We start from the raw sequence: 19343 nt of genomic DNA on the forward strand, positions 1-19343 counted from the left end.
TTTTTATAGATCTTACTTACACTTATATTGTACAACTTTAAATGTATGAAAAAAACCATCTGACAGAAAATTCAGATGGTTGATTTGGAAATATTTAGTTCAGGACTAGCGGCCGTAAAGAGGATTGAACTTTCCCCTTCCATTCTATAAAAGCAGGGTATAGACTTTCTTCGACAATCCGTCTTTTTTGTTCGGGTTGATTCAAACTGCCTTCTAACTCAAGAGCCCAATGGATTACGGAATCAAATTGATCTAATAAGTTATCCGAAAGTGAACCTTGGTGACTTTCACCAATACTCCACAAAGCTACGAATATATCTGAAAGTACTTGATCTCCTTCAGTACGCTCAAGGTTATGAAAACTCTCTAATACATATCGAAAACTTTCTTCAACAGTATCTAAAAGATCCATGTATTGCTTAACTAATTCCAGTTGTTTTTCATCCAAATTCAAGGTTCACCTATTTTCTTTTATCGTAGAAAACTCCGTCTGTCATAAGGTTGTTGTAAGGATTGATGTATTTTTGATTGCCTTGTTTTTTTACTGAAAGATCCGAAATATCTTTTTTTATCGAAATTTTCATCCCTTGTAAAAGTGGATTGATTTGTTTTTCAAGTTCAATCAAATTCTTACCAGTGATTATCTCTTCACTACTATATGGAGGAACGATTTCCTTTAAAAAATCATCCCTCCTACCTAGTAGCTCATCAACTTTATCAATCACAACATCTCGATCTAACTCTTTATTCTGAAGTAATTCAATTAACTCCTCCGTCACCCGTTGATAAGCGACCAATCGATCCATCAAATCGCTCCGCCTTGTGCGTATTGCTTTTGACGATTCAACTGAATGACTTCTTTCCAAGTGTCACGTAGTTCTAAAACAAGACCTTCAACTTCATCAAGGATTGACGTATCGTTTTTAATATTGGCCTCTGTTAGTCTTCTTCCAATATACTCATACATCACTGCTAGATTTTTTGATACTTCAATGTCCATATTAAGGGTAATTACAAACTCACTTATGATATTTTGAGCTTTTTGGATATTCAAGTTTCTCTGTTCAATAGAACTATCTTCAACTGCTTTTTTAGCATTGTTGATGAACTTTAAACAGCCATTATAAAGCATCAAAGTCAACTCACCAGGTGATGCAGTCGTAACTGAATTTTGTTGGTAGGCTTGATAAGGATTACTCATTGCCATTTGATACACTTCCTTTATTAATTTCCGCCGCTGAATTGCTGCATTAAATACGCACTTTGTTGATTGGATTGCTGAATTGCTTTTTCCATGGCTGTGAACTGGCGCCAGTAACGGTCTTCAAGACGAACTAACTTGTCCTCGAATCGATCGATTTGTGAATCTACTAAATTTAATTGTTTACCAAGCATGAATTGGTTATTGGTAGAAAAGCTATTACCCGCACGTTCTTTTAATTTCCCCATGGTATTATTGACCGTATCATACAACCTGTGAATAATACCCTTTTGGCTATCTGCACTACCATTTGCAGTTAAAATCTTCTCAACGTCTTCTGGATTCGTTTCAATTGCCTTTTTCAATTTTGCTTCATCGATTTCCAGCTTACCACCTTCTAGATAATTAGCAGACGTCTTTATCCCGATAGAAGTTAACTGATTCATTAAAGAGTTGATACCTTCTCCTGTAACTGGTGAATAAAAATCAGAGCGCATTTTTGAAAGATTACTTGTTAGAATGGAATCACGTCTTAACATCCCACTACGAGCTTTTTCTTCCCAATGCTCTTGTTGCTTATCTGAAAGTTGTTCACGCTGTTCCTCAGTCAATGGCTTAAAATCTTTAAAATGAGTTTCACTTACTTCACTTTGAATTTTCCCGATGAGCTCATTGTATTTTTCAACGAAGCCTTTGATATTTTCAAATACCTTATTACTATCGTTGTTAACAGCAACTGTAACAGGTCCTGTAGTTCCATCGAAAGTTTGTTTTAAAGTAAAGGATACACCATTCATCTCAAAGGTATTGGAGTTACGAGTTGTTGATAATCCATTAATTGTGAATACTGCATTCTGCCCACCAGATTCTGTCGCAGTGTCAAATTTCATAACGGAATTGATAAATCCACCTGTAGTCAAAATTTCATGATCTAAAGATCCATATCCAGCTTCCGAAACTGCCTTACCATTAAAATTCCCGGTTTCTTTTCGCGTTAATGTAACTTGATCAGAAAAAGAATCGTAAACCATTGAAACACCAACTTGTGATGTATTCACTACATTAATGACATTATCAAGTGATTGGTTTCCTTGAATAAAGAAATTTTGGGATACAAAGCCCTTGGAAGTGTGTGAGCCTATATTGAAAGTAGAATAGTTTTGTTTATATTCAACCGAGATTTCAACATTCTTATCAATTTTATTAGGATCATTTAACGTTACTTTACCTGTCTCAAGATCAATGGTCCCTACCTGGGTATCACCAGCAGCATTCATAAGCTTAGTAGGATCAGACGAATTGGTTTGGAATAAAATAGATCCACCAGCTTTAATGGTAAGCTCATTAATCGACCCTTTACTTACAGTAAATTCCTTTGTATCTTCAGAAAACTTAGCGGTTTCTATACGTTTGTCTGCTATGTAATCCGCTGTAATTGAACAACCTTTGGCCATCTCTTTTCCAAATTTCAGTTTTAAATCAGGTCCAGAATTTTCGATATAAACTTCATTTTCAGCTAATACCGCAGGAGCAACAGGCATAGTTGTCAAAACTTTAAAGTTTTGACCATTTACCCTAATATTAACGGGTTCCGTTGAGTTAATTGCGGTATTTAATGCAGCAGGAATAGTAAATTCTGTACCAGCGTTTTCTGCAGTGATTGTTTTACTTTCTACACTACCTGCCTTCCAGTCAAAACCATTTCCATCACTAGCCGTTCCTTCTGTAATGGCAAATTTATCACGATTCGCATAAAGTCCTTTTGTAGAATCAATCTTCTCCGATGCATTCGAAATCTTTCCTGCATTAACTTTAGTCGCCGCTGATGCTAGCTTTTCTACTTTAGAAATCGAATAAGAAGAAAGTGATGCACCACTTGTTGCAGTTGCGGTTAATTTACTTTCATCAGAAGAAGTTGTAGTCCGAACTTTATATGTAGAACTAAGTTTCATTTGAGTTAACTCAGAACGGAAATTTAAAAGCAGTGTATTCATTGCACGGTAATCATCACGTTGCCATTCCAAGGTTTGTTTTTTCTGTTTGAGCTTATCCATACCCATACGCTCAGCCTTCATTAAATCCCCGACTAAAGTATCGATATCCATGCCACTTGCTAATCCACCGATTCTCATCATTTCACCTGCTTATATCTTTTTATCTACCATTAACCCAATAAATTCTGTCATTGCTGCATACATATCGAGTATTTTTTTGGATGGAATTTCCCTTACAATCTCTTGTGTCCTATCATCTATTAGCGTTACATAATACTCGTTTAATTTTTCATGAAACTCAAACTTTAATGAAGTGTGAGTCGGCTGTAGAAACTTATTCATACTGCTTACTACTTCTTCTACTTTTTCTTTAGTAGGTAATTTTTCTTTAACAATCTCTAAGTTATTTTCTTTTATAGGCTTTTCCGAATTGTTGTATTCTTGTTGTGGTTTATATGTTGAGGAAACACCTGTAGGCGATATACGATCCATCATCATGGATTCCCCCTAAATTGTTCATTACTACTATTATCGGAAAAAAAGTGTTTATATTTAGGTATAATTCCCAGTAATATAAAGTTATAAGCAAAAATACCTAGATAGGAGGGATAAAATGGGATTAGCAATTGGAGGAATACCCGTTCAAGGAATTATTTCCAAGTTAGTAGAAACTAATAGAGAAGTAGCTGAGCAGGCCGTTACAGCAAAAATTCAGGAAGTATTAAATGATCCTGCAAAAAATGTACGTGAAATCCAACAGTCTTCGCCTTTATCACAGTTCTTGGATGTGAAGATTTAATATGAAACCCCGATTAAAGATTCTTCAATCGGGGTTTTCTTAAATTATAGAAAAAGACTCTAGAAAAACTAGAGTCTCTTTCAAGAAAGCTATATATTAACGTAATAATTGAAGAACACCTTGTGGCTGTTGGTTAGCTTGAGCCAACATAGCTTGAGCAGCTTGAGAAAGAATTGAGTTCTTAGTTTGGTTCATCATTTCTTTCGCCATGTCAACGTCACGTACACGAGACTCAGCAGCTGTTAAGTTCTCAGCAGATGTTCCTAAGTTGTTGATAGTGTGCTCTAAGCGGTTTTGGAATGCACCAAGTTTAGAACGCTCAGTAGAAACTTTTTCGATTGCATCGTTGATAACTTTGATAGCATCAGAAGCTTTAGAGTGAGTAGAAACATCAAGAGCAGCTTCTTTAGTAGTGTTGCTTGTTCCATCAGTTACAGTATTTGTAGCAGTGAAACCAGCATCGCCTGCTTTACCAGTTAGACCTAAAGCATCAGAACGCATATCGTTAATATCGATAGTCATGCTTTGGTTCTTGTTAGCACCAACTTGGAAAGAAGCTTTAAATGCTTCTTGAACTCCACCATCAGTAATTTCCAATTTAGCAGAAGATCCTGTTGCTTCTGTTTCAATTTGAATAACCCCTGAAGTAGCTGATGTTGCAGATGCTTTTACTCCTGTTAAGCTATCTAATTGTGTTGAAATTGTATTTGCTAGAACATCATCCCAGTTTGCTGTAGCATTAATTGCATCACTGATATTAATTCCTACTGCATTTCCAGTGTATTCACCTTCATTTGCATTATAAAATTCAACTTGTTGACCATTAATAGTAAATCCTTTTCCTACTAATGCTTCAGCCTTTGCTTGACTAGTAATATCTAGTCCTCCGGAACTAAAATCTAAGTTAGTTGTAGCAGTTGTAGCAGCTGTTGTTGAACCAGAGTCTGCAGCTGCAGCTCCAAATAGGTTCGCCGTATCAGTTTCAGCATATCCGCCGATATTTCCTGCAGCTCCTTCAAAAGCCCCACCACTTACCGCTGCAATTGTTACATTACCACCAGAGTATGAAACTTCATAGTTACCTTTTAAAATATCATCTGCATCAATAGCAGCTTGTAATGCTTTTGCAGTCATATCCCCTAACTCATCTTGAGTATAAGCAACGGGACCAGCACCACCTAATTCTACTGAAGAAACTCCACCTGCTGTAGTAATATTATCTTTTGTACCATTAGCTACAAATTTAGCAGATACTGTAATCCCATTAAGATTAAGTGAAACTTGAGCATTTGCTGGAACGTTACCCGCAGTTATACCTATTGATGTTGTAGCTTCTGTATGTTGTACATTATTTCCTGTTTGCGAAACTTTAGTAGCAAATAATCCTGTTTTATCTAGATTTGATTTTCCATCACCTTTTAAAAGTGATTGAGTATTGAACTCAGTAGTATTACCGATACGGTTAATTTCAGAAGATAATTGGTTCATCTCTTTTTGAATCTCAGAACGGTCAACACCAACGTTTGTATCGTTAGCAGATTGAGTTGCAAGTTCACGCATACGTTGTAGGATGTCATGAGTTTCGTTTAGTGCACCCTCTGCTGTTTGGATCATAGAGATACCATCTTGAGAGTTACGAGAAGCTTGCTCTAAACCACGGATTTGTCCACGCATTTTTTCAGAGATTGCTAGACCTGCAGCATCATCACCAGCACGGTTGATACGAAGACCTGAAGATAGTTTTTCCATTGATTTTGATTGAGCGCCTGAAGCACTGTTTAACTTGTTGTAAGTGTTAAGTGCAGCGATATTGTGGTTAATTCTCATTATTATTTCCTCCTTGAAATATGAGGTTTACGTCCCTGTAAACCTAAGAATTAGGTTAAAAGTCGGCCGCCTTTCAACCTGTACACTCTTAATATCGGACTCTATTTTTATTTATTTAGTAGTTTAGATATTTTATTTTTCTTTTTTTAGTAAATCTATTAAATTCACTTTTTTATTCAACGCTTCTTGGTTCTCTTGAAGGATTTTCTCCCATATTTCTTTTCTATAGACTTCAAGATCATCCGGTGCCTCAATACCAATTTTCACTTGTTCACCTTGTATCGAAACTATTTTAATTTCAATTCCTTCTCCAATTTGGATTGATTCTCCCTTTTTACGATTTAGAATTAACAACCCATTCACCCCTTTTCAGTTGCAGGGACATTTAGAGGCTCCCTTATTGTATATTTTGTATTTTGAAGGACCACTTGTTTTGCCTTACGATTTTTTTGATTAATGACAACTGGTGCTACTAAATTCATTGTGGAATTTTCGAATGGTTCACGTAATGTGATGATTGAAAATACAATCACATCTTCCTCACTGTTAATATCAAGCTGTTGTAACGTTTTAGGATCTAGAGTAATATCGTAATCTGGTTTAAGAACAAATGGACTTACGACTATAAAAGCAATTTCCTTATCAGAAATGGACTGTAATACTTGATAGCTCCCAGCTTCCACCAATGGTAGCAAAATATATTCTTTATCCTCTGGTAAACCTGGAATCCCCTTTTCAAAATTTAATATTCTATTCTTTTCTATGTTCATTGTGTCGTGATATTTAGTTTTAATTTCCATATAAATAATCTCCTCTTTATTCCGTTCAAGCTTGGAATTCAATGTTTATTGAAGAATACTGCTTCACGTCAATATTAACTTTTCCTGGTGTATAGTTGATGATTGGTAAATTAGCTTTTATGTTAACTTTAGGTTTTTGAAGTTGAACATCAATTTTGACACTGCCAGGCTCGAAATTAACTTTCACACTTCCAGCCTTGGGAATCCAGCCTATGTTAAATTCATAGATTGGAGGTGCTGAATTACGTTCAGCTTGGTTAACTATTGCATTGGAGCCATTTTCGATTTTCATTAATTCGTCACCATCTTGAACTCTTCTTGCAATTCCATCCAATAAGGCTTGATACCCCTGTTGAGCAAACTCGTCACCGCGTCTAAAGAAGCTTTTCAAATCCATATCTGCCCACGCTTCAGTTTGGTCAATGGTTAGCTTACCTTGAATTGTTTCCATTGAAACTTCAGCCATTGGCTGCTCTATACTAATATCAGCTTGAGGTTGTTGGATTTCTTGTATTGGTTTGGTTGTATTAATAGACATTTGGGCCGGAGTTGTAGAAACTCTTAATTTTGGAATATCCAAATTAAACACCCTTTCTTAGAAAAAAAGCTATTCAAATGATTGAATAGCTTTTTTAATCTCTTATCTTAAAAAATCCATTAGGGTTGGTTGAATGATACGTGCACCAACACTTAAGGCAGCTCTATGAACACTTTCTTGAATCTTCAAATCAGTTATAACACGCTCTACATCAGCATCTTCATTATCACTCAAGATTCGATTTGCCATAACCTCTTGTGTATCAATACGCGTTTCAACCATTTCTAAACGGTTATATCGAGCACCTAATTCAGAACGTTCTCCTGAAAATCGATCTGCAATATCGTCTAAATCGCCGAGCAACGAATCCAGTTGAGAAATATCCGTTTTACCGTCTAGACTATCCTGTATTCCCTGAACAGTATCAAATAGTTTTTGATTAAATACATTTTCTGTGGTTACATTGGCTTTTAACTTAATACCTCTTGAAATTTCTATTAAATAATCAGAGGTATTTGCATCTACAGTTGGTGCTTGCCCAGGTACAGAATCAGTAACTGGAGGTGTAGAAATGTTAGTTCCGTTATAAATGTATCTTCCAGCTACTTTTGAGTTCGCTACACTGACCAAATCTTTCTTTAATTGTTCAACTTCACGTGCAATAGCCTGGCGATCTTCTGGAGAGTTTGATCCATTTTTCCCTTGCACGACTAGTTCCCTAATCCTTTGGATACCATTGTTTGCTTGTTCCATACCAGCCTCTGTGTTATCCATCCATAGATAAAGCTCTGACAAATTACGTTTATATTGTTCTACTTCACGAAGGTTTGTCCGATACATCATGCCCTTCATTGCAACAACTGGGTCTTCGGAAGGCTTAGTAATTTTTTTCCCTGTAGCTAGTTGTTCCTGATATATTCCCATTCGATCATAGCTTTTGCTTAATTCTCTTAAGGAATTTGATGACAACATACTTTGTGTTACTCGCATTTATTCATCACCTTACCTTCCACCAGTTCCCATTCCATTAATGATTTTATCAAGAAGCTCGTCCTGCATAGTGATCATCCGAGCTGAAGCGTTATAAGCATGTTGGAATTGAACCATATTTGTCATTTCTTCATCGAGTGATACTGAGCTAATTGACATCCGTCTTTCTTCAACAGCCTGTCGAAGCGCACCACTGTTTCCAGACAATCGGACTGACTCTTGTGAGTCTACTGCCATTCCGCCAACAATTACTTCATAATAGTTTCGGAAGTTGGAGTTCATATTATTACCATAATCATAAGGAGTGTTAATCACTTCAGCCAAAGCCAGAATGTTGGATGCGTCTCCTAATGTAGGATTGCTTGTACTTGCGTTTGCTATATTATCGAGGCTTGACATAATGCCGTCATCCACTTGCAAGCGAGAAGCGAAGCCTTTTTTATTGGCTGGATCGACTGTAGCGTTTTTAATATCTTTAAAGAATGGTGGAGTTACGGGTTCAGGTCCGACTTTACCACCTTCATTCCATTTTATCCAATTAGGCGTAACACCTTTGATATGTTGTTCATTAAATTTTGAAGCAAAGGTGAAGGCCATATTGTCCAATTCCGTCAACATGGATGAGTAGATTCCTTTAACATCAGGGTTATTTGTACTATCAACAGTTTCATAACCATGTGACTCTACTAAAGCCTTTAACTTTCCTTTAGCATCAAATTGATTGATATCAATTTTGCCCGACCCTAGTTCAATCGTCTTTACGGAACCATCTAATCCATCATAGTTAATCTTCATTGGATTAGTGCCACCAGCTCCTACCAGGATTCCTAGCTGTGAGCCTGACTCACTCATGATGGAAATGAAGGCTTTACCTTCAGCAAGTGCAGAAGAATTTCCACCACTCGATTTATAATCTACCTTGATATTTACAAGACTTGATAATTGATCAATTAACCGGTCACGCTCGTCATATAAATCGTTAGGTAAATATCCATGTGGCTCAACATCAGCAATTTGCCCATTTATTTTGTTGATTTGCTCTGCAAGAGAATTAATTTCTTTTTCCGTAACCATAATTTCATTCTTTATGTCTTGTTTAATTGCTGAAAGAGATGAGGACAAATAATTGAACGTTTCTGATACTGCAACTGCACGTTGACGTACGACCGAGCGAGCACCGGGATTAGCTGGATTTACAGCCAAATCCTGTAATGATTGCCAGAACATGTCCATCGTTTGTGCTAGTCCAGAATCGGACGGCTCGTTCATGATTTCTTCCATTTTACTATAGGACTCCGCCTTCGTTTCCCAGTATCCCAGCTTATTGTTTTCGCCTCTATACTGGATATCAAGAAAACCTTCACGAATTCTCTGTACACTATCTGCTTTAACACCAGTCCCAAATTGACCTGGTATTTGTGGACGGTTTAATGATGGTGAAGGATACGGCTCTGTTTGTGCAAAATTGATTCGCTGGCGAGTATAACCTGGAGTATTAGCATTCGTAATATTATGTCCTGTGATATGTAAAGCACTTTGTTGGGTGAACATCCCACGTCGTGCCGTTTCAAGTCCCATGAATGTAGATCGCATTTAGTATTCCTCCGTTTCTAGTAGTCTTACTTATGCCTTAGAATCGAAGGAACCTTTAAATCCATTCGAATTGGCTTTCATATGTTGAGGTCGTTCGTAATTTAAGTTTTGTACAGGTTGTGGTCTAAGCATGTCCAAAGTAACATTAACAAATTGGAGGGATTGATAAATTAGCTGTTGGTTTAATTCGTTCCATTCTTTTAAACTGCTAATCTCATCTAACAATTGATTCTTCAATACTTCTAATAGATGTTGAGTTGATTCGTCCATATAAAGAAGGCAATTAGACACAGTGGGTTCAATCGAATGTTGGCCTTTACTCTCCAAAAACTCCGTAGCTGCAACAACTCGCTCCTTCTCCACTGTTTCAATAGCTTTCACGTGCTTTTGCTCTTCTTGAAGCATACGATTGAGGGCTTCCATGTCTCCCGCTTTGACGATGTCCGATTTTTGTATAGCCAACTCATTTAGGCTTCTATGAAGTTTATTTAACTTTGTCATCGCATGGATGATTCGATCAGTCGACATTGCCACCCTCCTTATTTTTTACTGTAGAAATCGAGAATACTTTTTGCCGTTTCTTTTGCGCTAAGTTTATATGTTCCATTTTCTACTTGCAGCTTCAATTCATCAACCTTAGCCTGGCGCTGCGAAGGAATTTGTGTCATATGCTGAAGATCTTTTGCAGTCGATGAAATTTCAATTTTGTCAGCTTTAGCAAAGTTAGTCTTATTACTTCCTTCTACCTTTTGAAGGTTTTTTCTATAAGGGTTCACTCCAGAAGGACCAAAATTATTAATTTTCATGGATATTCCTCACTTTCTAATACCGATACACATTCTTATCTTTATTATCGTCTATTAGAGAAAAATTTTTATGTTTCTTCATAAATTTTTAATTGACAAAATATTCATTCTCTGCAAATTTTGTCGGTTCATAGAAAAACTGCATAGCAAGTGCCATGCAGTCTATTATCTATCCCTTGTATAATAGGTAACTTTGGAGCGTTCATTAATCTCTTTTTTCCTCTGCTCTTCCTTTTCAAAAGATGATAGCTGAGATTTCAATTGAACTGCACAAGCTCCACAAATTTTCCCATCCCGAATGGTTGTGCCACATTTTTCACATGAATATCCTAAGTTCGGGAAATGTGCTAATTTTAACCTACCTGTTTTAATAAATTTTACAATTAATACTTCATCAACCTCAGTACCTTCCACCACTTGATTCATTGTAGCGGTACGGTTTTCTTTTTTACGGATGAAATTATATACCTTCTCAAATAACTTCTCTTCTTCTTTAAAGCACGGATCACACACATCACGAAATGCTGATTTCACAAAAATGGCATCACACTTAGGGCAGTTCGCTAATTCACCCATCCCGTTCCCTCCAAGCTGAAACTAATTTTCTAGTACATTCATTATATATCAGGTTAGGAGGAATGTATGATGAAATTTTTCTGACTTATCTAGCAATCGTGATGGAGGAGACTTGTGTTGCTCCCCCTCGCTTGAGAATTTTGGCTGCATGGCGAAGTGTAGCCCCTGTAGTATAGATGTCGTCAATGATGAGAATTGATTTACCTTTTATGTCTACCTTTGAATCAAATGAAAAGATTTCATCCATATGCAACCGCTCACTTCTAGTTTTCTTAGATTGTTTCTCAGAGTGGATTCTCGATAAAAGATTCAAAGGCTTAATTCCAGCAGAAAGCGATATTGCTTCCGCTTGATTGAACCCTCTTTCATACAACCGTTCAGAACTTAATGGTATAGTTGTGACCAAATTAAAGGAGATTAGATTTATTTTTTCTCGTAAATCTTCTGCAAAAATTTCAGCTAACGCATAATCCCCACGGTATTTAAAACGAGCTATTATGTCTTTTAGAAAATCATTATATGAAAATAGCGAAACATTCTTTTCTAAAACACCTTTCCATTCTGTAGTGTTCTCCCATCTTGAACAATCTTGGCAAATTGCTAATTCACTGTGTCGATGGCATTTTTCACATAATGGCCCTGAAAGTTTAACTAGTTTATTAGAGCACAAATCACATATGACTTGCTTTTTTTCTTCAAATAGGAATGTATCCCAAGTTATAGTAACGATGATTTTCTCAAAACATACATAACATTTATCCATCAAGCAGCCCTCTTTTCTTCGCTTCATGGTTCATATTTTGAATATGGTAGACCGCTCCTTCCATCTCATATGTACGCCCATAATGAAAAATTGTAATATCCCCTGTTGGAAAATCAGCTTTCCTACCTACCCTTCCTGCAATTTGAACAAGTGCGCTCTCCGTAAAGATCGCTTCCTCTGCTCCCAGCACTGCCACATCTAAACGTGGGATGGTAACTCCTCTTTCTAGAATAGAAGTGGTTAAAAGACCAAGAACTTTTCCCTCTCGGAGACTTTGGACTTTTTCTTTCCTTTGGATATCTTCAGCATGAACGGATTGGAGCTGTGGATCTATTTTTTGAAGCAAGGGTAGAGCTTGCTCCATCAAATCGATATTCGGAAAAAATAATAGATAAGGAGTAGCTGAGTCCACTCTTTGTTTTACCCAACGCCAGATTGTAGTTGGGATAACTTTTTCTTCTATCGACTTTTTCCAGTTCCCACACCATTTTAATTTTGGGACAGGAATTGGTTTCCGATGGAATCTGGCAGGAATCATGACATACGGGAGTTGACCTGATTTTGCTTGTTTCTGGAGTTGTTTAGAGGGAGTGGCAGTAAGTAGTATGTGCGTGGATTCGGGCTTTCTCGCTTTTTGGACTGCGAACTGTAGCGAAGTATCGGCGGTATACGGAAATGCGTCAACCTCATCGATGATGGTTACGTCAAAAGCTTGATAGAAGCGTAGTAATTGGTGGGTGGTTGATAAGACTAACTGCGCGAGAACGTGTCTTTCTTCGCTTCCACCATACAAGACTGCTATGGATGTATGAGGAAAAGCTTTTTTAAGTCGTGGAGCTAATTCAAGGATAACGTCTGTCCTTGGTGTAGTAATACAAACTCTTTTTCCTAGAGTTATGGCAGCCGCAATACCATGGAACAAAACTTCAGTTTTCCCAGCCCCACAGACTGCCCAGACAAGAAGTGTTTTTGGATTTCGAACAGCTTCTACAACTTGTTGGGAAGCTAGCTGCTGTGGGTCTGACAATATCCCATTCCAAAATAAAGGTTGTTCTTGTTTCGAAAAAGTTGTTTCAGGACCTGTCCACGTATAAAGATTACTACACTCCTGCACACGCCCCATCATGATACATTTCCGGCAGTATGTACAAGTCTTCCCGCATCGCGCACAAGGAAATTGATAGAATAAGGATTTATCTTGATTTCCACATCTATTACAGTAACGATCAATCACACCTTGGTAGTAACCAATATATCCATTTTGAAAATGTTCATCGAGTAGAGATTGAGAGAAAGGAATTTCGTCTGGAAGTAGCTGCTTGCCGACTAATAATTGTTGGAGATCTTTGGAGTAGAAATAATTAGAGTTAAGAGGATTTTTTTGAAGAGTAATAGTTTGCGGGATCTCTTTTTTAAATATAGAAAAAATAAGCACTCACCTTCCTTATTAATGAAGATTTTTTCGAGTATTCGTATCCTTATCATCCACTTGCTTTTTAATATGCTTTAATAAGCTAAGAATCGTTTCCTCCTGTTGCATTTCAATACGAGCAACTGTAAATTTAATACTGTTAACATCATTCTCGACATTTTCTAGACGATTATTTACTCCATTGATCTCATTTCCAACATTTTCTAGGCGATTATTTATTCCGTTTAGTTCATTATTAATACACTTTATATCATTCTCAACACCATCAAATTTCTTTTCTAACCGCTCTTGCCCTTCCAATAACTTCAGTAATATAGCTTCCAGCCTTCTCACCTCCTTTTGACAAATTATAACACGAATCTTTTAAATCTAACATCGGAACAATTTTGAAAAAAAATAGCCTGGACGCTTGGCCCAGACTAAATTATATACCATCCCATCCCCATTGCACCTTCACCTAAGTGAGTGCCAATGACAGGACCGAAATAACTGATATCAAATGTAACGTTAGGGAACCGCGTCTCTAACTCCTGTTTCCATTGCTCCGCTTCCTCTTGGCGGTTCGCCTGGATAATAACAGCTTTCATCGGAACTCCGCTTTTAGCGTCCTCTTCAAGTAAATCAACAATACGCTTCATTGCTTTCTTACGTGTACGAATTTTTTCAAAAGGAACGATTACTTTGTTTTGAAAATGTAATAAAGGTTTTACCTGAAGTAGGCTACCAATAAAAGCTTGAGCACTACTCAGCCGCCCGCCACGTTGCAAATGTGCAAGGTCATCCACCATAAAGTAAGCTCGGACTGATTTCTTCATTTCATCCAATCGAGCCAAGATTTCCTCCGGATTTTTGCCCTCGTTCGCCATTTTTGCTGCTTCAATGACGTAAAAACCTTGAACCCGACAGCTGATTTCCGAATCAAATGGGAACACTTCGATTCCCTCTACCATATCTCCTGCAGAAACGGCCCCTTGGAAAGTACCGCTAATTCCGCTCGATAGATGTATAGAGATGACAGCATCATAATCTTTCGATAACTCTTCATATTTTGTAATGAAGTCTCCGATTGGAGGCTGGGAAGTGGTCGGTAGCTTATCCGCGTTTTTTACTTCCTCGAAAAATTCATTTGCGGAAAGGTCAACCTCTTCCCGGTACGATTCCCCACCGATAATGACATTAAGTGACACCATATGTATGTTTAACTGATCGCGCAATTCCTTCGGGATGTACGCCGTACTATCCGTGACAACTGCCGTTTTCATAAAAAGTACCTACCTTATAAAAGTTTTTCTACCATTTCAATGATAGTAACCATTCTATATGAAAATGACCTCGTTTGCATTAAATTGTTATGACTAGATGATTTTATTCAATAAGACTAGATAGGCAATATATCGTGCTTTTATTGATACCTGTAGAAGGGAGATTCATGGATTTGAGGATACGAGTTGCTAGCTGCGGAGAGGAAAATTGAAGGAATTGTTGAAGGTTTCTACTTGTTATAGTATCGCCCCATAGATAGAAATAGTCCTTTAGAGACTCTTTGTGGGCATTAATGGATTTTGTATTACAGTGGGGACAATGCCATGTTCCATGTATCCTGGTTAAAGGAAGTCGTTCACATATTGGGCAGTGGCCACCGGTAAGTAGTTCCTCTTTTGAGATTTGAAACCGTTCAAGAATTGGATAGTCTGCTGGCGAATGATGTTTTGTTAATAAACGAGACAACTTCTTTATTTCTTTTTCAGATAAGATTGCAGCTGGAAACTTAGTATCTATTTCATGGATTTTCATAGGGAGGTAGGCACTGTGGATGACTTTCTTGGAAGAGGATCTAACAATGGAGTAAGGATTGCTGATCACTACAAGTGAAACGATAGGAACTTGAGGAAAGCCTAAGTGGGATATCCACTTCTTTAACATCCTTTCATGTCTTTGTACTTGAAGGAGTGGATCCGGAAAAGCTTCTTCACGGTTTTCTTGTGTGCGAATCAATTGATGATATTCTTCATCAAAGTAGAGAGTGCCTGCGATATTCTTTATTTCTAGTATTAGTACATATCGAGTAGTTACAATCAACGTGTCCATTTGGAAATGAAAATCCTGAATCTGTAGCCTTAAATCGTGGAAAATTAGGTAGTCTTTTTCTGAAAGAAAGCTCAAATGATATTCTATGGCTACTTCCCCTTTGTATCCTGCTAATTGTTTGGATAGGGTTTCTTGAATGAGAGGAATTTTTGGGTGATTAGAGGGTATTCTGCGGATAAGAACTTGCAATTTTAGCACTGATATGGGGATTTCCCGTTTTTTGATGATCATATATTCACTCCTTTTTAGTATTAGTTAGATTTTCAGTAGTAAATCTCCTTCCTCTTTAAATAGATATTTATTTTATTACCAAATGGAGTGGATTTATTACCAAACGAGCCACTGATATTACCAAACATCCCAACCTTATTACCGAACCCACTAGTTTTATTACCATATCGCCTTCCGGACGAACTCCATATACAAAAATTTAATATATTACCAAACAGAATGGCTTTATTACCGAAACGCCACTCGATATTACCAAAACCCCCACTCTTATTACCGAAACCAATACTTTTATTACCATATCGCCTTCCGGACGGACTCCTTAAACAAAAATTCATTTTATTACCAAACAGAATGGCTTTATTACCGAAACGCCACTCGATATTACCAAACACCCCACCTTATTACCGAACGCACCCACCTTATTACCAAACCACACCCCAAACCACAAAAAACCCGACGCAATCACGCCGGGCACTCCGAAAAAATCCAAAATTAATTAACTTCCACCCAACCATTCTTAATAGCCAATACTACAGCCTGGGTACGGTCGTTTACATTCATTTTTTGCAGGATGTTACTTACGTGGTTCTTAACTGTTTTTTCACTGATGAACAATGTTTCACCGATTGTACGGTTGCTTTGTCCGTCAGCTAATAATTGAAGAACTTCACATTCACGGCGCGTCAATAAGTGTAATGGACGACGGATTTCAGTCGCGAACACATTGCCACCTTCAGAACCTGTATCAGTCGCCAAACGGCGGTATTCCTTCACCAGGTTGTGCGTTACTTTTGGATGTAGGTAAGAACCGCCATCAGCAACCACTTTAACCGCGTCAACTAAAGCATCTGCGTCCATTTCTTTCAATAAATACCCGCTAGCGCCTGTTTTCAAGGCATGTGTAACGTAGTTTTCATCGTCATGGATAGATAGGATGATAACTTTTGAATTTGGATATTCTTCTACCAATTCCTTCGTTGCTTCCACACCATTCATGTTTGGCATGTTAATGTCCATGATAACTACATCTGGATTGTATTTATCTACTAAATCTACTGCGTCTGTTCCGTCGTCGCCTTCTGCCACAACCTCAAAAGTTGGTTCAAAATCTAAAATTCGCTTAACCCCTTCGCGAAATAGTTGATGATCATCAATGATTACGATGCTTGTTTTCATCATATTCGCCTCCCTTAATTCATCTATTTTTATAGTTAGTATGCTTGTCCATCTAATTTCCTATGAAGGTCAATCTTTAATTGGAATTTGGATTGACACCATAGTTCCCGCTCCCGGCTTAGAATCAATGTTGATTTCGCCTTCAAGCAGTTCGACCCTCTCCCTCATACCCATAAGGCCAAAGGATCCTTCTTTCTTGGAGGTAGGATCGAATCCTTTACCATTATCTCTTACCACCGCAGTGCATCCGTCTTTTCGAATCTCCAATTTCACTTGGATTTCCGTAGCTTGTGCATGCTTTAGGGCATTTTGAATCGATTCCTGCACAAGGCGGAACAGAGCGACCTCCATATTATTATGAAGTCTTTTTTCCTCCCCAACATTAAAGAAGGTAAGTTTTGCAGACTTATTATATTCTTCGACAGTCTGTAGGTATTTTCTGAGGGTCGGAACTAAACCAAGGTCGTCTAAAGCCATAGGTCTTAAATCATAAATGATGCGACGAACTTCATACAATGCATTTCTGACCATCCGCTTTAAGTCACGGACCTCTTGCAGGGCTTGTTCAGAGCCCCTCTCGCGGAATACGCGATCAATTAGGTCAGAACGCATCATCACATTCGCCATCATTTGAGCTGGACCATCATGGATTTCACGAGATAGCTTTTTCCGTTCCTCTTCTTGTGCCTCTATTATTTTGAATCCGAATTCCTGTTTTCGTTTCGCATCTTCAAGCGCCTCACCGACAAAGGCTAAGTCACTCGTTAAAAAGTTCAATACAATACTGACTTGCGAAACAAGATAATCAGCACGTTCAATCGTTTGCTGAAGACCTAATATACGTCTTTCAAGGTCGTCTCTTCGATTACGAAGTTGCTTTTCTGTTTGGCGATTCATTTGTAATTCAACTTGCAGCGTGTGTGCCTTTTCATAGGCTTCTCTAATTTGTTCCTCGGAGTAGCGATTAAATTGACTACTCACCTCTGAAAGACGTTTTCTCGCCAATCTTGCATTTAATTCTAGTTTGTCACCTTCATCAATGACTTGAACAACCAATTGCTTAATCGTCTTTAACTCTTCAGACAAGGATTCGAAATCTTTTCTGCTTTGCTCACCAATCTGAAAGATTTCCCCTTTACTACTATCAACGGTCTCTACCATTTTCTCGAGAATAACATCGAGTTCTTTACTATCAAGTTTTTTGATGGACATTTCGACCTGCTCCTTCAACTTCCCATGATGTATAGGGGGTTTGTACTACTCTCTCAGTTGTGTATCTTTTTTAAAAGTGATCTTCCATCAACTAATAAATGGCGTCACTACTGGTTGTTTTGAGCATAAAACAAAAAGACCCCAGAATGCTATATGTCTTTTATCCTGTTCTAATCGACTTAAAACATTTCACAAAATATCCTTTGATGGAATATTTTTCTGAAAAGAAAATCAAAAAAGAAAGAACAAGATATATGTAAATCTTATTTCATAGGGGCTAAACCCTTATTTTATTATCCTCGAATAATTATTACCCTCAGATAATGACTAATTATATCATGGCTTTAGGCTTATAATATTAAAGTTACGTTACAGTACCTTCTCAAATCGTTACGAAAATACTATACGTGAAAAATATATGAAACATTTACTCAAAAACCTACGTCATATCTATATCTATCCTACCAAAACGCTTTGCTTACTACAAATTAACCCATTTGCCCGACTTGTCGCACATAGATATAATAGATTTTTAGGGAGATAAATTGAATTCGCTTTTTTTACTAGCTTTTACAACGAATAAAAATAGGATGGGATACGAGTTCCTATATATATAGAAAGTGTGGGTTAAGAGATGTTGCCAGAGTATTTGACAGTAGCAGGATATGGCGAACATGAGATTGTCATTCAGAAATCTCGCTTTATCGCATATGTGGAGCGTGCGGAGTCAGAAGAAGCTGCGCAGGAATTTATTCAGACTATAAAAAAGAAGCATTGGGATGCTACCCATAATTGCTCAGCTTATATGATTGGTGAGCATGACCAAATCCAAAAGGCAAATGATGATGGTGAACCAAGTGGAACTGCAGGTGTTCCGATACTTGAGGTATTAAAGAAAAAAGGATTAAAGGATACAGTGGTCGTTGTCACACGTTATTTCGGTGGCATTAAGCTTGGCGGTGGAGGTTTGATCAGAGCGTACGGAAAATCGGCGTCAGAGGGAATCAATGCGACTGGTATCGTCCAACGGATGCTGATGAGAGTCATGCATACCAAGGTGGATTATACTTGGCTGGGCAAGCTTGAAAATGAGCTCCGTTCATCTGTCTTCAGCTTAAAGGAAATCCACTACCTCGATACGGTTGAGATAGAAACATTCGTTGAAGAAGGACAAAAGGACCAGTTCATTCATTGGATGACAGAACTTACCAATGGTCAGGCAGAAATTACAAGTGGAAATAATTTATATCTAGAGAAAAAAATAGAATAATAGGATTCAGAAAACGTTTTACACACTTAAATAAATCCGATAAAATA

General features: G+C 37.6%; 23 protein-coding genes. 2 read left to right on the forward strand and 21 right to left on the reverse strand.

Translation table 11 applies throughout. The features are described from left to right. Positions 1-94: 94 nt before the first annotated feature. From G3O09_RS01340 to flaG, 5 genes are read right to left on the reverse strand one after another with little or no spacing between them, the layout of a single operon-like run. A complete protein-coding gene (locus G3O09_RS01340; protein ID WP_163099280.1) occupies positions 95-448 on the reverse strand; it encodes a DUF8042 domain-containing protein in 354 nt (117 codons plus the stop codon). Positions 449-461: 13 nt separating this feature from the next. Next, positions 462-806 carry a flagellar protein FliT gene (gene fliT / locus G3O09_RS01345; RefSeq protein ID WP_163099282.1) on the reverse strand — a complete coding sequence of 115 codons (345 nt, stop codon included), beginning with the start codon at positions 804-806 and terminating at the stop codon, positions 462-464. Further along, positions 806-1207, reverse strand: a complete 402-nt coding sequence (gene fliS / locus G3O09_RS01350; protein ID WP_163099284.1) for a flagellar export chaperone FliS — start codon at positions 1205-1207, stop codon at positions 806-808. Before fliS ends, fliT begins: the two co-directional genes overlap by 1 nt. A gap of 17 nt (positions 1208-1224) precedes the next feature. Then, positions 1225-3336: a flagellar filament capping protein FliD gene (fliD, locus tag G3O09_RS01355; RefSeq protein ID WP_163099286.1), complete on the reverse strand. Its 2112-nt coding sequence runs from the start codon at positions 3334-3336 to the stop codon at positions 1225-1227. A gap of 9 nt (positions 3337-3345) precedes the next feature. Continuing rightward, complete coding sequence (gene flaG / locus G3O09_RS01360; RefSeq protein ID WP_163099687.1) at positions 3346-3690, reverse strand: flagellar protein FlaG; 345 nt, start codon at positions 3688-3690, stop codon at positions 3346-3348. Between the two features lie 118 nt (positions 3691-3808). Here flaG and G3O09_RS01365 point away from each other — a divergent pair, with 118 nt between their 5' ends. After that, positions 3809-3994, forward strand: a complete 186-nt coding sequence (locus G3O09_RS01365; RefSeq protein ID WP_163099288.1) for a hypothetical protein — start codon at positions 3809-3811, stop codon at positions 3992-3994. 96 nt (positions 3995-4090) lie between these two features. Here the strand turns inward: G3O09_RS01365 and G3O09_RS22680 are convergent, their stop codons facing one another. The 16 genes from G3O09_RS22680 to G3O09_RS01445 form a co-directional block, all read right to left on the reverse strand. Next, positions 4091-5821 (reverse strand): flagellin N-terminal helical domain-containing protein, encoded by a 1731-nt coding sequence (locus G3O09_RS22680; protein ID WP_163099290.1) that lies wholly within the window; start codon positions 5819-5821, stop codon positions 4091-4093. A gap of 132 nt (positions 5822-5953) precedes the next feature. Further along, positions 5954-6184, reverse strand: coding sequence for a carbon storage regulator CsrA (gene csrA / locus G3O09_RS01375; protein WP_338048396.1), 231 nt, complete (start codon positions 6182-6184; stop codon positions 5954-5956). Then, on the reverse strand, positions 6181-6621 hold the full coding sequence (gene fliW / locus G3O09_RS01380) for a flagellar assembly protein FliW (RefSeq protein WP_163099294.1): 441 nt from the start codon (positions 6619-6621) through the stop codon (positions 6181-6183). Before fliW ends, csrA begins: the two co-directional genes overlap by 4 nt. 25 nt (positions 6622-6646) lie before the next feature. Continuing rightward, positions 6647-7201 carry a DUF6470 family protein gene (locus G3O09_RS01385; RefSeq protein ID WP_163099296.1) on the reverse strand — a complete coding sequence of 185 codons (555 nt, stop codon included), beginning with the start codon at positions 7199-7201 and terminating at the stop codon, positions 6647-6649. A gap of 60 nt (positions 7202-7261) precedes the next feature. Next, positions 7262-8149, reverse strand: a complete 888-nt coding sequence (gene flgL / locus G3O09_RS01390; protein WP_163099298.1) for a flagellar hook-associated protein FlgL — start codon at positions 8147-8149, stop codon at positions 7262-7264. 12 nt (positions 8150-8161) lie between these two features. Next, positions 8162-9742 carry a flagellar hook-associated protein FlgK gene (gene flgK / locus G3O09_RS01395; RefSeq protein ID WP_163099300.1) on the reverse strand — a complete coding sequence of 527 codons (1581 nt, stop codon included), beginning with the start codon at positions 9740-9742 and terminating at the stop codon, positions 8162-8164. Positions 9743-9772: 30 nt separating this feature from the next. Continuing rightward, a complete protein-coding gene (locus G3O09_RS01400) occupies positions 9773-10270 on the reverse strand; it encodes a flagellar protein FlgN (protein ID WP_163099302.1) in 498 nt (165 codons plus the stop codon). 11 nt (positions 10271-10281) lie between these two features. Then, complete coding sequence (gene flgM / locus G3O09_RS01405) at positions 10282-10548, reverse strand: flagellar biosynthesis anti-sigma factor FlgM (protein ID WP_163099304.1); 267 nt, start codon at positions 10546-10548, stop codon at positions 10282-10284. Positions 10549-10713: 165 nt separating this feature from the next. Beyond that, a complete protein-coding gene (locus tag G3O09_RS01410; RefSeq protein WP_163099306.1) occupies positions 10714-11124 on the reverse strand; it encodes a TIGR03826 family flagellar region protein in 411 nt (136 codons plus the stop codon). 85 nt (positions 11125-11209) lie between these two features. Continuing rightward, positions 11210-11887, reverse strand: a complete 678-nt coding sequence (locus G3O09_RS01415) for a ComF family protein (RefSeq protein ID WP_163099308.1) — start codon at positions 11885-11887, stop codon at positions 11210-11212. Next, positions 11880-13322 carry an ATP-dependent helicase ComFA gene (locus G3O09_RS01420; protein WP_275898287.1) on the reverse strand — a complete coding sequence of 481 codons (1443 nt, stop codon included), beginning with the start codon at positions 13320-13322 and terminating at the stop codon, positions 11880-11882. The genes G3O09_RS01415 and G3O09_RS01420 overlap by 8 nt, the downstream gene beginning before the upstream one ends. Positions 13323-13334: 12 nt before the next feature. Then, entirely contained in the window at positions 13335-13652 is a 318-nt protein-coding gene (locus tag G3O09_RS01425) for a hypothetical protein (protein ID WP_163099310.1), read from the reverse strand. Positions 13653-13738: 86 nt separating this feature from the next. Continuing rightward, positions 13739-14581, reverse strand: a complete 843-nt coding sequence (locus G3O09_RS01430) for a DegV family protein (RefSeq protein WP_163099312.1) — start codon at positions 14579-14581, stop codon at positions 13739-13741. Positions 14582-14684: 103 nt separating this feature from the next. Next, positions 14685-15638 (reverse strand): nuclease-related domain-containing protein, encoded by a 954-nt coding sequence (locus G3O09_RS01435; protein ID WP_163099313.1) that lies wholly within the window; start codon positions 15636-15638, stop codon positions 14685-14687. Between the two features lie 492 nt (positions 15639-16130). Beyond that, positions 16131-16817: a response regulator gene (locus tag G3O09_RS01440; protein ID WP_163099314.1), complete on the reverse strand. Its 687-nt coding sequence runs from the start codon at positions 16815-16817 to the stop codon at positions 16131-16133. Positions 16818-16883: 66 nt separating this feature from the next. After that, positions 16884-18026, reverse strand: coding sequence for a sensor histidine kinase (locus G3O09_RS01445; RefSeq protein ID WP_163099315.1), 1143 nt, complete (start codon positions 18024-18026; stop codon positions 16884-16886). Positions 18027-18660: 634 nt separating this feature from the next. On the opposite strand from G3O09_RS01445, the gene G3O09_RS01450 reads away from it, so the two are divergent. Next, entirely contained in the window at positions 18661-19296 is a 636-nt protein-coding gene (locus G3O09_RS01450; RefSeq protein ID WP_163099316.1) for a YigZ family protein, read from the forward strand. The last annotated feature ends 47 nt before the right edge of the window (positions 19297-19343 follow it).

The sequence above is a fragment of the Peribacillus alkalitolerans genome (assembly GCF_010882125.1).
Taxonomy (GTDB): Bacteria; Bacillota; Bacilli; order Bacillales; family DSM-1321; genus Bacillus_BN; species Bacillus_BN alkalitolerans.

What these genes read in the sequence shown, in the direction of transcription:
- fliT (WP_163099282.1), bottom strand. Translation starts at nt 806, where the DNA reads ATGGATCGATTGGTCGCTTATCAACGGGTGACGGAGGAGTTAATTGAA.
- fliS (WP_163099284.1), bottom strand. Translation starts at nt 1,207, where the DNA reads ATGGCAATGAGTAATCCTTATCAAGCCTACCAACAAAATTCAGTTACG.
- fliD (WP_163099286.1), bottom strand. Translation starts at nt 3,336, where the DNA reads ATGATGAGAATCGGTGGATTAGCAAGTGGCATGGATATCGATACTTTA.
- flaG (WP_163099687.1), bottom strand. Translation starts at nt 3,690, where the DNA reads ATGATGGATCGTATATCGCCTACAGGTGTTTCCTCAACATATAAACCA.
- G3O09_RS01365 (WP_163099288.1), top strand. Translation starts at nt 3,809, where the DNA reads ATGGGATTAGCAATTGGAGGAATACCCGTTCAAGGAATTATTTCCAAG.
- G3O09_RS22680 (WP_163099290.1), bottom strand. Translation starts at nt 5,821, where the DNA reads ATGAGAATTAACCACAATATCGCTGCACTTAACACTTACAACAAGTTA.
- fliW (WP_163099294.1), bottom strand. Translation starts at nt 6,621, where the DNA reads ATGGAAATTAAAACTAAATATCACGACACAATGAACATAGAAAAGAAT.
- flgL (WP_163099298.1), bottom strand. Translation starts at nt 8,149, where the DNA reads ATGCGAGTAACACAAAGTATGTTGTCATCAAATTCCTTAAGAGAATTA.
- flgK (WP_163099300.1), bottom strand. Translation starts at nt 9,742, where the DNA reads ATGCGATCTACATTCATGGGACTTGAAACGGCACGACGTGGGATGTTC.
- G3O09_RS01400 (WP_163099302.1), bottom strand. Translation starts at nt 10,270, where the DNA reads ATGTCGACTGATCGAATCATCCATGCGATGACAAAGTTAAATAAACTT.
- flgM (WP_163099304.1), bottom strand. Translation starts at nt 10,548, where the DNA reads ATGAAAATTAATAATTTTGGTCCTTCTGGAGTGAACCCTTATAGAAAA.
- G3O09_RS01410 (WP_163099306.1), bottom strand. Translation starts at nt 11,124, where the DNA reads ATGGGTGAATTAGCGAACTGCCCTAAGTGTGATGCCATTTTTGTGAAA.
- G3O09_RS01415 (WP_163099308.1), bottom strand. Translation starts at nt 11,887, where the DNA reads ATGGATAAATGTTATGTATGTTTTGAGAAAATCATCGTTACTATAACT.
- G3O09_RS01430 (WP_163099312.1), bottom strand. Translation starts at nt 14,581, where the DNA reads ATGAAAACGGCAGTTGTCACGGATAGTACGGCGTACATCCCGAAGGAA.
- G3O09_RS01435 (WP_163099313.1), bottom strand. Translation starts at nt 15,638, where the DNA reads ATGATCATCAAAAAACGGGAAATCCCCATATCAGTGCTAAAATTGCAA.
- G3O09_RS01440 (WP_163099314.1), bottom strand. Translation starts at nt 16,817, where the DNA reads ATGATGAAAACAAGCATCGTAATCATTGATGATCATCAACTATTTCGC.
- G3O09_RS01445 (WP_163099315.1), bottom strand. Translation starts at nt 18,026, where the DNA reads ATGTCCATCAAAAAACTTGATAGTAAAGAACTCGATGTTATTCTCGAG.
- G3O09_RS01450 (WP_163099316.1), top strand. Translation starts at nt 18,661, where the DNA reads ATGTTGCCAGAGTATTTGACAGTAGCAGGATATGGCGAACATGAGATT.